We start from the raw sequence: 13163 nt of genomic DNA, 5'->3' as shown, positions 1-13163 counted from the left end.
ACAATCAAAGCTTTTCGTTACAACCAGCTTGGGGGGTCGTCAAATCGCCTGAAACCCTGATGCTGCCGTTGCCGGATCGCAGGAAGCAAGGGAATGCAGCCCTTGGTTACAACCAGCCGATCGCATTGCCCCGCTCGATCGCCCTTATTTGATCGCCCCCGATCGCCCGTGGAATTGGTGTTCCACTGGAGCGGCTCTGGGAATGATTACGCCCGATTGATCGAAAAATCGGGTGTTTCAGCTCCTGCACCGCTGCTCGATCGCGGCTGATGCGCGAGCATTGGCAAACAAGTTCCCAATGGAAGTTCAGAAAATGTTCAAAAAATTTTGCCAAATGACTTGAGCAATTGCGGTCACCATGCTAATCTTTGATTCTGCAAAGGCGGAAACGCACTGAGCGCGGGCGATTAGCACAGTGGTAGCGCACTTCCTTCACACGGAAGGGGTCACTGGTTCAAATCCAGTATCGCCCATCTAAACAGGTTCAACACAAGCTCAACGGGGCTTGATGAGCCAATTCACCAATCCAATTGAGAGTTTCGATCGAGGCTGTCGAGGACAAACCGCGGAACTCAGGGTTGATCAGCCAAGTATCCGGTAACTGGGCCCAGATCCAGGATCGGTGAAAATGCGGTCACGAAGGCCGCTCGCTGGGTGCAGAACTCGCCTCGCCCTCAATAGGCCGCTTGCATCAATCCAGACCCTCGCCCTAAATCCCTCTCCCGACTTGGGAGAGGGACTTGAAAATCAACAACGAAATCGCCGTTATTCCTGATTTCTGGTTCCCCTTCGCCCGCCTTGGGAGAAGGGGTTGGGGGATGAGGGCTGTTAGCTGATTCGCGCAAGAAGTCTAATCAGCAATCAGATCGCAGCGACTGATCGTTAGGTGATCACCGTGGGGCGATCGCGCCCGGTCAGGGACTTAATTTGGGCCACTTCCTCCGCGATCGCGATCAAATCCCCGAGGGCCACTTGGGTGTCTTGATCATGCTTGGCGGAATCGGGTTCGTAGCTTTCCAAATACAACCGCAGCGTGGCTCCTTGGGTTCCTGTGCCCGACAGGCGGAACACAATCCGGGAGCCATCCGTGAACCCGATCCGAATCCCTTGTTTTTGGCTGAGGCTGCCATCCACAGGATCGGTGTAGGCAAAATCATCGGCGTAGTCCACCTCGTAGGAGCCGAATTTCTGGCCCTTCAGGTCGCCCAGCTTGGCCCGCAGGTTATCGACCAGGGTATTAGCCCGATCGCTCTCCACCTCTTCATAGTCATGGCGGGAGTAGTAGTTGCGGCCGTAGGTTTGCCAATGTTCCCGCACGATCGCCTCCACAGACTGACCCCGCACCGCCAGCAAGTTCAGCCAGAACAGCACCGCCCAAAGACCGTCTTTTTCGCGCACATGGTTCGACCCCGTGCCGAAGCTTTCTTCACCGCAGAGGGTGGCCTTGCCCGCATCCAGCAAATTACCGAAGAACTTCCAGCCGGTGGGGGTTTCATAGCAATCAATGCCCAGCTTGGCCGCCACCCGATCGACTGCGGCGCTGGTGGGCATCGATCGCGCCACACCGGCCAAACCTTCGCGATAACCCGGGATGAGGGTGGCGTTGGCGGCCAACACGGCCAAGCTGTCGCTGGGGGTGACGAAGAAGTTACGCCCCAAAATCATGTTGCGATCACCGTCCCCATCGGAAGCGGCCCCAAAGTCCGGCGCACCGTCGCCAAATAGAATTTCCACCAAGTCATGGGCATAAACCAGGTTGGGATCCGGATGCCCCCCGCCAAAGTCCTCCAGGGGCACACCGTTCATCACCGTGCCGGCCGGCGCACCCAACAGCCCTTGCAAAATTACCTGGGCATAGGGGCCAGTCACGGCGTGCATGGAATCCACACAGGCGCGGCCGGTTTTGAACCAATCCCGCAGGCGATCGAAGTCAAATAACGACTGCATCAGAGCCGCGTAGTCGCTGACGGAATCGATCACCTCAACGGTCATGTCGCCCAGTTGGCTCGTGCCGGGGCGATCGAGATCCAAATCCGTCGCCTCCAGAATTCGATAGCCATCCAGGGTTTTGGTGCGGTGATAAATCGCATCCGTCACCTTTTCGGGAGCCGGGCCGCCGTTGGCCGTGTTGAACTTGATGCCAAAGTCCGCATCGGGGCCGCCGGGATTGTGGCTGGCCGAGAGGATGATGCCGCCAAAGGCTTCGTTTTTGCGGATCACGCAGGAGGCCGCCGGAGTGGACAAAATTCCCCCCTGACCCACCAACACGCGCCCCACCCCATTGGCCGCGGCCATTTTCAAGATTGTTTGGATTGCGGTGCGGTTGTAGTAGCGCCCATCGCCACCCAGGACTAGGGTTTGGCCGGCAAAATTTTCGAGGCTGTCAAAGATGGATTGAACAAAGTTTTCTAAATAATGCCGCTGCTGAAAAACGGGCACGCGCTTCCGCAGGCCGGAAGTGCCGGGCTTTTGATCTAAAAAAGGCTGACTGGCGACGTGGTGAATATTCATAGGGTAATAGGGCGAAATTTTATGGGGTCATGGGGGCGATCGCCTCTGCTGGGAACCCGCACTAGCAGAAACCAAAAGACCAGTCCTATTTCTTCAGCAACCGCACATCAATCACGCTGGCATTGAAGTTATAGGCCTTTCCTTCTAATTCCACGGGAATGCCAATTTTGAGCTTGTTATTCCCCAGAACGGGCCCATTTTCAGTCATGGTGGCCTCGCCGCTGAGGGTCAAATACAGGTCACTGTTATATAAATCAGGGCGGGGATCCGGCAGGGCCTTCACCGTGCCATCCGGTTGAGGAACCAGGGTGGTGCGGGTGAGGGTTTGCACCGATTTCACGGTGATGCTGCCGTAGGGTTGGTTCCGAATAATCACGTTGGTTTTGCCGGAACTGGTCATTTCTTGGATCACAGTTTGCGGATCCCGAATGGAAAGACCCCGAGCCACCGCGTCAATTTCAACCATTTGTTTTACTGCGCCCACTTGGGCCACGGAGCCGCCGGTTCCGGGCACCAAGAAGATCCCAACCAGCACAAGCAGGATAACCAGGCCTGCACCGAGGTCTAAAATGCTGAGTTTGCCAAGGAGGCGACCCTGTGAGTCGAGCAGTTTCATGGCGGTATGCCGAAGGTGTACGAAAGGGGCGAGGGTTGTGCAGCCCAAGACCAACCCCTAGATCCCAGATTCAAAATCCAAGATCCAAGGGGAAATGAGATCCAAGAACCTGCGCGGTCTAGATAACCTAGAAAGCCTAGACAGCAGTAAGGTTATCAGGTCGCACGGGAGCATGAAAACCTTGTCTCTTTAGAGCAAGGATAAAAGGCGACAGGGGTACTTTAGCGCTCGTCATTCTTATGCCAAGTAGGTCAGCATAAGCTATAATGCAAATATGCTAATTCTTGAGTTCAAAGTCTACGGAAAGCCTGCTCAGTTCAGCGCGATTGATGAGGCGTTGAGGACTGCCAAGTTTATCCAAAACAAGTGCTTACGCTATTGGATGGATAATAAAGGCTTGTCTAAATATGACCTCAACAAGTACTGTGCGGTGCTGGCAAAAGAATTTCCGTTTGCCAATGAACTCAACTCAATGGCTCGTCAAGCATCGGCAGAACGCACTTGGTCTGCGATCTCGCGGTTTTATGAGAACTGCAAAAAGCAGATCCCAGGCAAGAAAGGCTTTCCGCAATTTAAGAAAGACGTTCGCTCAGTGGAATACAAAACGACTGGGTGGAAACTAGCGGAGGATCGTAAATCAATCACGTTCACTGATGGTAAGCAGATTGGCAGATTGAAACTGAAGGGAACTCGTGATTTGCATTTTTACCAACCTAACCAAATCAAGCGGGTCAGACTGGTAAAACGCGCAGATGGGTACTATGTTCAATTTGCCGTATCTGTTGAACGCTTTGAAGTAGTCCAGCCTTCTGGTAAGGCGATTGGGTTAGATGTAGGACTCAACGATTTCTACGTCACTCAGGATGGCGACAGAGCAGAAAATCCGCGCTTTCTTCGCAGGGGAGAGCAACGGATCAAGCAGGCTCAAAGGAGGGTTAGCAGAAAGGTTAAAGGGTCAAGCAATCGTCGCAAGGCAAGGGTAATTTTAGGCAAGCGCCATCTCAAGATAAGTAGGCAGCGTAAAGACCATGCTGTGAAATTGGCACGGTGCGTAGTTCAGTCTAACGACTTGATCGTCTACGAAGATTTGAGAATCAAAAACATGGTGCAGAATCACTGCCTTGCCAAGTCGATTAACGATGCATCCTGGTATCAGTTCAGAGTGTGGCTGGAATACTTTGGCAAAGTGTTTGGCAAAATTACCGTTGCCGTCCTGCCTCACTACACAAGCCAGGAATGCTCTAGCTGTGGCGCGATTGTCAAGAAAGGGCTGTCAACAAGGACGCATATTTGTCGGTGCGGAGCTGTCCTGAATCGTGACCACAATGCAGCTAGAAATATCCTCAGTCGGGGATTGGCTACGGTAGGGCATACCGGAAGCTACGGTCTTGAACCGTGCAACGCTTGGGGAGAGGATGCCTCTACTTTGGTTGGGGAAACCCTGCCAAGGCAAGCAACCTCGTAGAATCAAGAATCCCTGTCTCTTTAGGGCGGGGAGTGTCAACACGCGGATCATGCGCGGTTGGATAGGGGTTTGATCTTGGGGATGGATTTCACGAATCGCAATACGTTGTGGGCTTCGGTGTTGGCGGAAACGCTGGTGCGGGTGGGGGTGACGGAGGTGGTGATTTGCCCAGGCTCCCGATCGACCCCGTTAACGATCGCCCTGGCCAGCCATCCGCGAATGACGGCGATTCCGATTTTGGATGAGCGATCGGGGGCGTTTTGGGCCCTGGGGGCGGCCCGGCGATCGCACCGGCCGGTGGCGGTGGTTTGCACATCGGGCACGGCGGGAGCCAACTTTTTCCCGGCGGTGATTGAGGCTCGCGAAAGTGGTGTGCCCCTGTTGTTGCTCACGGCCGATCGCCCACCAGAGTTGCGCGACTGTGCGGCGGGCCAGGCGATCGATCAGCTCAAGCTCTTTGGGATTTATCCCGTTTGGCAAGCAGAATTGGCCCTGCCGGAACCTCGGCTAGACCTGTTGGCTTATTTGCGCCAAACCCTGGCCCAGGCGGCCCAACGGGCGATCGCCGCCCCGGGCCCCGTGCATCTGAATGTTCCCTTGCGGGATCCGTTGCCCCCTTTGCCGGAACCGGCCGTGGCCGATGCCCTGGCCCAGCTACGGGCCAATTGGCATGATCAGGAATTCTTTGGGCATTTGCAGCCGGTGCGCCGACCGATTACCTTTTCTCGGTTGCCCTGGCAGGAGTTTTGGCAAGGGGCCCGCCAAACGGAACGGGGGCTGATTGTGGCGGGGCCGGCCCAACCGGCGGATCCGGCGGCCTATTGTGCAGCGGTGGGCCGCTTGGCGCGATCGCTCGGTTGGCCCGTGTTGGCGGAGGGCCTCTCGCCGTTGCGGAATTTTGGGGCTCTGAATCAGCACTTGGTGGCCCACTACGACTTGATGTTGCGCAATCCCCACCAGCGGGAACAACTGCGACCCACCATGGTGCTGCGGCTGGGGGGCTTACCAATCAGCAAGACCCTGCGCCTGTGGTTAATGGAAACCGACGCGCCCCAATGGGTTCTAGATCCGGGCGATCGCAACTTGGATCCCCTCCATGGCCGCACACGATCGATCCAGGGGGCGATCGAACTCTGGGAAACCCCGGAACCGGCCTTGCCCCCCTCCGATTATTTGCAAACTTGGCTAGCGGGCGATCGAGCCATGGAAATCACCGTGAAACAGGCCCTGGCGGAACAGCCCCAACGTCTGGAAAGCAAAATCGCCTGGTTGTTGCCGCAAACACTGCCCGATCGCACCCCCATCTTCATTTGCAACAGTATGCCCGTGCGGGATGTGGAATATTTTTGGGGCATTAACAACCGGGAAATTCAGCCCTTTTTTAATCGGGGAGCCAACGGCATCGATGGCAGCCTTTCCACCGCGATCGGCCTTGCCCAACACCATCAACCGGCCGTGATGCTCACCGGAGATTTGGCCCTGTTGCACGACACCAACGGCTTCTTAGCCCGTCGCCACTTCCAAGGCAGCCTCACCATTTTGCTGATTAACAACAACGGCGGCGGCATCTTTGAAATGCTGCCCGTTTCGCAGTTTGAACCCCCTTTTGAGGAGTTTTTTGCCACACCGCAATCGGTCAACTTTGCCAGCCTCTGCGAGAGCTATGGCATTGAATATCGGCAAATTACCCAATGGCAGCAGTTTTGCGACTCCTTGAGCCAACTGCCCGCCCAAGGCATTCGCGTGCTGGAATTTTTGTGCGATCGCAAGCGGGATGCCCAGTGGCGGCAATCTTTTTTCCGGCAGTTGGCTGTTTAGGGCCGTGGGGGCGGGGTCTTCCCCATGTGCTTCAACTGAACGGTTAGCTTGTTCAAAATTATCCCAACCAACGTTGATCGAAACCCGTCAACCCTGTAGGGGCGTACGGCCGTACGCCCCTACCCGGATTTTCTCGGTCTGAGGTTGAAGCCCATGGGTCTCCCTGCCCAGTTCCCCTAGAGCGAAACCTGCGGCAAGCCCATGCTGTAATTCACCGCGCGGGTTTCCAAGTTGTAGGCGATCGTGCCATTTTGCAACAGCGATCGCACAAAATGCTCCAAATCTGACCCAATCCGCCGCAGGGTATATTCTGTCAAATCTTGACCCGCCGACTGGGCCACCAACTCTTCAAACTTGCGGTAGACCTGCTGGAGCGCCTCCGGACTCCACAAAAACTCATTATCAGGATCAATATCAATCGTGAGCTTCGTTTCGCTGGGCACAATGTCATCATTGACCAACTCGGCAGCGAAGATGCGGATATGGCGGGTGGTGGACTTTAGTAGCATCGGCTCTGGTTTTGAACGCGGCGGTTGAGAAGGGATCTGGGCATGGACAGCCAAGGCCCGATCGCCAGACTCCCCAATTCCAAACTCCCCAATTATTGTAGGAGCTTGCCCAATGCGTTCTACCCCTTCCTAAGGGCCACGAATTCTAATTGATGCTGAAACTCTTTTTTATCCGTCATACGGAGTCGATCGGGAATGCAGCGGGGCGGATGATGGGGCGAGCCGACGACCCCTTGACCGATCGGGGCCAAACCCAAGCGCGATCGCTCGGCCGGGCCCTGGCCCAACAGGGGGCCCATCCCCAAACCATTTACAGCAGCCCCCAACAACGGGCCCAAGAAACCGCCCAACTGGCGCGATCGGCCGCCATGGCCCACCCAGCCACGGGCGATCGACCCCGACCGCCGATCATCACCGACACCCACCTTTGCGAATTTGACAACGGTATTTTTCAGGGGCTGACCTGGAGCGAAGCCAGGCAACAATATCCCGAACTTTGCCAAAAACTGGAAAATTCCTGGGAATGGATCCCAATTCCGCAATCAGAAACCCTAGAAGCCGGGCGATCGCGCGCACAGATCTTTTTACAAGGTCTAATTAGCCAATTTATTGACACAAACCCCACCGAAACAGAGCCACAAAATCCCGATCCCTGCCTTTGGATCATCACCCATCACTGGATCTTGCAACACCTAATCTCAGAGATCCTCGGCTCCCCAAGAACATGGCAAATTTCCATCCCCCACGGAGCAGTTTTTGAGCTGTGGCTCGATCAAACCCGCTGGCAAACTACCCAGGAACTCGCCATGGGTTTAGACGATCAACAGCGGTTGAACCATGTTTTTTGGCAAATTCACCGCTTCAATCAACTATTGGAGAACAGAGACTGATCAACTTCCTGGGAAATTTTGTGAAAATAGACTGAATGTTCATTTTTCGAGCTAAATTTTCCATGTGTGTTAGTCAGTCCGCGCAAATCTGCCCCGCCTGATCGATGTTGTGATACATCATGACGATCTATCCTGGTTCATTCGTGCTAGATCGTCCTGATGCACACTGAATTTCCCCTTGGGATATCGATTCCCGATCGATCCCCTACCCTGATTAACTGGGGCTAATCCTCCTAATAGGAGATTTAGACCCATTCATTCTGGGTTGGTTCATTGAGATAGCACTCAGATAACACTCAGTAGGTATAACCGCTCATACGGTTGCTGCCTGGGATAGTCATGCTGTGCTCAACAACGGCGATCAACCAGGTCATAACCTGCCTAATTGGGCTGGGATCGATTCTGTCCCGGAGTGACTAATCATTATCTACCAACCACTCAATCAACCTTCACGGGTTTTCTCTTTGAGGAATTTGTCGATGGACATTCAACTAATCAATGTTGGTTTCGGTAATATTGTGGCGGCCAACCGAATCATTGCCATTGTCAGCCCTGACTCGGCTCCGATTCGTCGCCTAGTTACTGATGCAAAAGATCGTGGTCAACTCATTGATGCCACCTATGGTCGCCGTACGAGAGCTGTGATTATTTCGGATTCGGGCCATGTAGTGTTGTCTGCAATTCAACCCGAAACCGTTGCCAATCGCTTGGTGGTTGGCAAGGAACCCAAAGGGGACTGATCTTTCCGATCGCCGCCAGCATCCACCCGATCGCATGGATCATTCGATGGGAATTGGTTAACGGCTCTAGGAATCCGTCAAGTCTTTGGGAAATTCTGAGTCGCTTTCGCTCTCAGCTTTTTGGCTTCATTTCATGGTGTGTTTGCTCAAGAAATCTTATCTAGGGAGTTTTAGGGCAAACAGGCATCACAATTCGTTCATGACTTGTTCATAAGGAGTTGTCGATCGATTAGGGGGGGGACGTTCTAGCTCGCGATCGCTAGATCAATTGGGTAATTGAGGAAGCTGTTGAGTTTCCGGGTTGGCATGGGTCAACCGTTGCCGGTCACGAGCTAGAACGCCATTAAATCGTTCACCAATCACGTCTAGCCGTTTATGCCTCGGGGTTGCTGAGAAGAGTTGGTACGCCAATCACAGATGCCATGAAGCAATTAATGCCATGAAGCAGTTATTAGGTGGGCAGTGCCCACCCTACTGTGCTTATCCCGAATTCACGTTCAGCGAGGTAAGGGCTGTAATTCATAACCAGTAACTAGGGCGATCGAGCCAGTTCGCGCAAAATTCCCAGCAGCGCCGCTTGGTTAAATGCATCCTTGGTTAGGTAGGCATTGGCTCCGGCTTCCGCGCCCCGTCGTTTGTCTGCGTCGGAATTCAGGGAGGATACGAGCACGATCGGGAGGTCGTCGTATTCGGGCATTTGACGAATTCGCGCCGTTAGCCCCAACCCATCCAAACGAGGCATTTGAATATCGGAGACGATCGCGTCGAAAGTGCGCGATCGCAGCTTGTGCAGTGCATCCATCCCATCGGTGGCGGTCACCACGTCGTAGCCAGCGGTTTCCAAAATTCGCTTTTCTTGGGTACGGGTGGCGATCGAGTCTTCCACCAACAAAATCGCTGGCGGCCGGGCCATGCTCAGGGAATCGGCCGTGCTCAGGCTGCTGTTGCGGCTGGTGCGGCCGCCCAAGGTGGCAAACAAGTCCGGCGGGTGCAACACGGGGCACACGTCTCCATTGCCCAAAATCGTCACCCCAGACACATTCCGCACGCGCACCAGTAGTTTGCTCTGGGGCTTGAGCATAATTTCTTGCACATCAATCAGCCGATCGACAAACACGGCCAGGCGATCGCGCCCCATCACTAACACCACACAGGCATGGGGAATGACATCGACCCGATCGGGCGCGGGCCCCGGCGGCAATCCCGGCAACTCCAGCAAATCCCCCAGGTCAGTGGCGGAAACCGGTTCCCCTTCCAGCAAAATGACGGGGCGACCTTCCAAGGCAGTGATTTGACTGACCGGCACAAGGCGCGTTTCGTGAACATATTCCAAAGGAATGGCCAAGGTGCGATCGCGCGTCATCACCAACAGGGCTTGGGTGGCCGCCAGGGTTGTCCCCACCGTGAGGGTGATGGTGCAACCCTGACCCGGCTTGGACTGCACGATCACCCGACCCTTCAGCCGTTCTGCACAAACCCGCACCGCATCAAGGCCAACCCCTCGTCCCGATAGCTCGGTGGCTTCCAGTCGGGTGGAAAATCCTGGCAACAAAATCAGCTCAAAAATCTGTTCATCCTGCCAGTGGGCGAGTTCTTCGGCACTGTAAAGCTGCTGGCGAACGGCGGTGGCGATAATTGCCTGACGATCCAAGCCGCGGCCGTCATCGCTGAGGGAAATCAAGACCCGATCGCCCTGTTGAGCACCCCGCAACCGCAAGGTGGCACAGGCGGGTTTACCGGCTGCTTGACGTTCAGCCGCCGACTCAATGCCGTGGTCGATCGCATTGCGCACCAGGTGCAATAGGGGATCTCGCAGCGCCTCAATCACCTGCTTGTCGGCGGTGGTTTCGCCCCCTTCCACCACCAGGGTGATGGCTTTGCCCTGCTGCTGGGCCAAGTCACGCACCATGCGCGGAAAATGTTGAAACACCGTGGCCAAGGGCAACAACCGCAGGGAACGGGTGCGATCTTTCAGGTCATCGGTGATCGCCTCCAGGCGGTGGTTGGCGTTTTGGACTCGTTCCCGCAAGCCATAGAGGGCCTGTTGAAATTCTTCGTGCAGTTGATGCCGTTGCTGATCGCTACGACGACGATCGGTGGCTAGGGTGTGATCACTAATCCGCTGCTGCCCCCGATCGAGCAAGCGCAATTCTTCCCACAGCCGCACCAACCCATCGAGCAAGGCCGACTGGTGGGATAGTCGTCGCTCAATGGCCGCCAACTCACCCACCCGATCGACCAGGCCATCTAAATGGCGGGTGGCAACGCGGATCGTGTCGATGTGGTATGGCTCGGCGCTGGGGGGCGTGATGGGATTAACTGAATGGATTGAATGAACTGGACTGGTTGGCCGATCGAGAGATCGAGCCGGTGGGGGCGATGTGGTGGCTGGGGAAGTGGGGACTGAAGAAGCGGGGCGATCGGCTCCAAGCGCTGGAACCGAATTAGAAACTGCTGGCGGTGTTGTTGAGGGGGTTACTTCCGGTTCGCTGGGCTGTTCTGGAATTAAGTCTGAAATTAATTGGGGGTCTGGAATTGACTCTGGAATTGGCTCTGGAATTAATTGGGGATCTGGAATTAGTTCTGAGTTTCCTTCAAGACTCGCTGGGGCCGTTTGGGCGATCGGGAGCGGACTGGGTTCCAGCGGCATCAACTCCGACTCAGCCACCCCACTACTGGCCTGCATGAGCCGAGCCAACACCCGCACCGGATCGATCGCAGAAGGCAGCTCACTTGGCAGATCCTCCGTGGCCTCCTGTACCAACTGCTTGACCGCATCCAGAGTGTTATAGAGCGTTTCCGCCAGCAGCGGCGTGAGGCTGATTTCCTGACTCTGCAACTGCTTCAGCACATGCTCCACCTGATGAACCAGTTTTTCCACATGGTTCACCCCCAACATTCGCGAGTCTCCCTTCAGGGTGTGGGCCGCCCGCAACAGTTCCGCAAAGTCATCGCGATCGCTGGGATTTTGTTCAAACCGCAGCAGTCCCGTTTCCAGGGTTTGCAAGTGCTCGCCACTGGACAAGCGATAGAGTTCCCGCAGATCCCGATCGTCAATGATTGCCATCAGCCGTTCCCCATCCGGAATCTAAACCATCTCTTGCAGGTCGCGGGCCGCCTCTTCCAAGCGTCGAGTGCCGATGCGGGTTTGGGCAATGCCTTCGGCGGTTTGCTTGGCCCCTTGGTTCAAGGCATTCATGGCCTGCACCACTTGATCAACGGCGATCGCCTGCTGACGAATATTCAGCGAAATTTGTTGGTTACTCACCACCACCATATCGATCGCCCGGGCCACCTCGTCAAAGGCCCCCGCCGTTTGCTGGCTGGCCGTTAAGCCCGTTTCCACGCGCTTGCTGCCCTCTTCTGTGGCCATGACTGTGGTGTCAATCGCCCCTTGAATTTCTGTCACCAACCCATCAATCTTTTGGGCCGATTCCTTGCTGCGATCGGCCAGCTTGCGAATTTCCGCCGCCACCACCGAAAAACCCTTGCCATGTTCCCCGGCCCGCACGGCCTCCACCGCCGCATTCAGGGCCAACATATTGGTTTGATTGGCCACATCCGTCACCAACTGCGTAATGCTGCCAATTTGGGCCGCCTGGCTGCTCAGTTGGGAAATTTGTTGGGCGATCGCATTCATTTGCATTCGCATTTCCGTCATGCTCTCCAGGGTTTGGCCCACCGTGCGGTTGCCATCCTCCACCAAATGCAAAACCCGCTGGGAAGCCGCCGCCGCCGATTCCGCCTGTTCCGCCGACTGCCGAGATGAAGCACTCAGCTCATCCATCGTGGCCGTGGTTTCATTCACCGAAGCGGCTTGGGCGCTGGAAGTGCGTTCCTGCTGTTCCACCGTGGCCGCAATTTCACTGGATGAAGCTGCCAGGCTGCTGCTGACTTCAAACATTTGCCGACTCACCGCCACCACGATCCAAATCCCCAACACCGTGGATCCCAAAACCGCCAGCCCCGTGGTCAACAGGGAAATATTCGACAGGGCCGTCAGGGCATCGTTTTGATCCTTCAGGGTTTTGTCCACCAATTCCGATTGCCGACTGCGCAGAATTTCCACCAACCGTTCAACACTTTGAATGGCTTGGCGACCCCCATCCCGCTTCCATTCCGCGATCGCCCCGGCCGGATTTTGACGAGCAATGGTCAATAGTTTTTCGTTGATGGAAATTAATTGCGCCAAATCCTGTTTCAGTTCGCCCAGGGTTTCCCGCTGCCGAGCATCCACAACGATCGCTTCCAAATCGGTCATGGCTTTGTCAGCGTTTCGACGCGCCTGCTCAAAGGAAGTAATGGAAACGGGATTTTGATCGAGCAAGTATCCTCGGGTAGACCGGGAAACCGTTTGGGCATTGAACCCCAACAGACCGATTTTTTCTTCCACTTGCGTGACTCGGTTAAAAGTCGCCTGTTGCTCTCGAACGGATTGCACATTATTCAAAACCACGGTGGTGGCAATGATCGACAGGGCGATCGGCATGGCATATCCCAAGGAAATTTGATACCGCAGTCGCCAGTGGCTATCGTTTTTGAGGGGGGAATTCATGGTTTTGTCCTGCAAAGTTGGGGGAAATAAAGTTGGGGGAAATTCGGAAGCTTGGGGGC

General features: G+C 55.3%; 10 protein-coding genes and 1 tRNA gene. 6 read left to right on the top strand and 5 right to left on the bottom strand.

The features are described 5' to 3' along the window. Window positions 1-93: 93 nt before the first annotated feature. Complete coding sequence (locus AMR42_RS20290) at window positions 94-270, top strand: hypothetical protein (RefSeq protein WP_234406724.1); 177 nt, start codon at window positions 94-96, stop codon at window positions 268-270. A 131-nt stretch (window positions 271-401) separates the two neighbouring features. Further along, window positions 402-473 (top strand) — tRNA-Val (locus tag AMR42_RS06760). Window positions 474-882: 409 nt separating this feature from the next. Here AMR42_RS06760 and AMR42_RS06755 read toward each other — a convergent pair. Next, window positions 883-2511, bottom strand: a complete 1629-nt coding sequence (locus AMR42_RS06755; protein WP_099532701.1) for an alpha-D-glucose phosphate-specific phosphoglucomutase — start codon at window positions 2509-2511, stop codon at window positions 883-885. 85 nt (window positions 2512-2596) lie between these two features. Beyond that, on the bottom strand, window positions 2597-3127 hold the full coding sequence (locus AMR42_RS06750; RefSeq protein ID WP_099532700.1) for a DUF4330 domain-containing protein: 531 nt from the start codon (window positions 3125-3127) through the stop codon (window positions 2597-2599). Between the two features lie 274 nt (window positions 3128-3401). On the opposite strand from AMR42_RS06750, the gene AMR42_RS06745 reads away from it, so the two are divergent. Together AMR42_RS06745 and menD are read left to right on the top strand one after the other, a co-directional pair. Beyond that, complete coding sequence (locus AMR42_RS06745; RefSeq protein WP_099532699.1) at window positions 3402-4592, top strand: RNA-guided endonuclease TnpB family protein; 1191 nt, start codon at window positions 3402-3404, stop codon at window positions 4590-4592. An 81-nt stretch (window positions 4593-4673) separates the two neighbouring features. Beyond that, window positions 4674-6410 carry a 2-succinyl-5-enolpyruvyl-6-hydroxy-3-cyclohexene-1-carboxylic-acid synthase gene (gene menD / locus AMR42_RS06740; RefSeq protein ID WP_199858109.1) on the top strand — a complete coding sequence of 579 codons (1737 nt, stop codon included), beginning with the start codon at window positions 4674-4676 and terminating at the stop codon, window positions 6408-6410. A 176-nt stretch (window positions 6411-6586) separates the two neighbouring features. Here the strand turns inward: menD and AMR42_RS06735 are convergent, their stop codons facing one another. Continuing rightward, the gene (locus AMR42_RS06735) at window positions 6587-6919 is read right to left on the bottom strand and encodes an NAD(P)H-quinone oxidoreductase subunit M (protein ID WP_099532698.1); all 333 of its coding nucleotides are present in this window, start codon (window positions 6917-6919) and stop codon (window positions 6587-6589) included. Between the two features lie 152 nt (window positions 6920-7071). Here AMR42_RS06735 and AMR42_RS06730 point away from each other — a divergent pair, with 152 nt between their 5' ends. Further along, window positions 7072-7809, top strand: coding sequence for a histidine phosphatase family protein (locus tag AMR42_RS06730; RefSeq protein WP_099532697.1), 738 nt, complete (start codon window positions 7072-7074; stop codon window positions 7807-7809). Window positions 7810-8288: 479 nt separating this feature from the next. Further along, complete coding sequence (gene remA, locus AMR42_RS06725) at window positions 8289-8549, top strand: extracellular matrix/biofilm regulator RemA (protein ID WP_099532739.1); 261 nt, start codon at window positions 8289-8291, stop codon at window positions 8547-8549. Between the two features lie 532 nt (window positions 8550-9081). Here the strand turns inward: remA and AMR42_RS06720 are convergent. Continuing rightward, the gene (locus tag AMR42_RS06720) at window positions 9082-11616 is read right to left on the bottom strand and encodes a hybrid sensor histidine kinase/response regulator (RefSeq protein ID WP_199858108.1); all 2535 of its coding nucleotides are present in this window, start codon (window positions 11614-11616) and stop codon (window positions 9082-9084) included. A gap of 21 nt (window positions 11617-11637) precedes the next feature. Beyond that, window positions 11638-13104, bottom strand: a complete 1467-nt coding sequence (locus AMR42_RS06715; protein WP_099532737.1) for a methyl-accepting chemotaxis protein — start codon at window positions 13102-13104, stop codon at window positions 11638-11640. Between the last annotated feature and the right edge of the window lie 59 nt (window positions 13105-13163).

The sequence above is a fragment of the Limnothrix sp. PR1529 genome (assembly GCF_002742025.1).
Lineage (GTDB): Bacteria > Cyanobacteriota > Cyanobacteriia > CACIAM-69d > CACIAM-69d > CACIAM-69d.
The sequence above is the reverse complement of the archived record's forward strand: the minus strand, read 5'-3'. Positions and strand labels throughout refer to the sequence as shown.

What these genes read in the sequence shown, in the direction of transcription:
- AMR42_RS20290 (WP_234406724.1), top strand. Translation starts at nt 94, where the DNA reads ATGCAGCCCTTGGTTACAACCAGCCGATCGCATTGCCCCGCTCGATCG.
- AMR42_RS06755 (WP_099532701.1), bottom strand. Translation starts at nt 2,511, where the DNA reads ATGAATATTCACCACGTCGCCAGTCAGCCTTTTTTAGATCAAAAGCCC.
- AMR42_RS06750 (WP_099532700.1), bottom strand. Translation starts at nt 3,127, where the DNA reads ATGAAACTGCTCGACTCACAGGGTCGCCTCCTTGGCAAACTCAGCATT.
- AMR42_RS06745 (WP_099532699.1), top strand. Translation starts at nt 3,402, where the DNA reads ATGCTAATTCTTGAGTTCAAAGTCTACGGAAAGCCTGCTCAGTTCAGC.
- menD (WP_199858109.1), top strand. Translation starts at nt 4,674, where the DNA reads ATGGATTTCACGAATCGCAATACGTTGTGGGCTTCGGTGTTGGCGGAA.
- AMR42_RS06735 (WP_099532698.1), bottom strand. Translation starts at nt 6,919, where the DNA reads ATGCTACTAAAGTCCACCACCCGCCATATCCGCATCTTCGCTGCCGAG.
- AMR42_RS06730 (WP_099532697.1), top strand. Translation starts at nt 7,072, where the DNA reads ATGCTGAAACTCTTTTTTATCCGTCATACGGAGTCGATCGGGAATGCA.
- remA (WP_099532739.1), top strand. Translation starts at nt 8,289, where the DNA reads ATGGACATTCAACTAATCAATGTTGGTTTCGGTAATATTGTGGCGGCC.
- AMR42_RS06720 (WP_199858108.1), bottom strand. Translation starts at nt 11,616, where the DNA reads ATGGCAATCATTGACGATCGGGATCTGCGGGAACTCTATCGCTTGTCC.
- AMR42_RS06715 (WP_099532737.1), bottom strand. Translation starts at nt 13,104, where the DNA reads ATGAATTCCCCCCTCAAAAACGATAGCCACTGGCGACTGCGGTATCAA.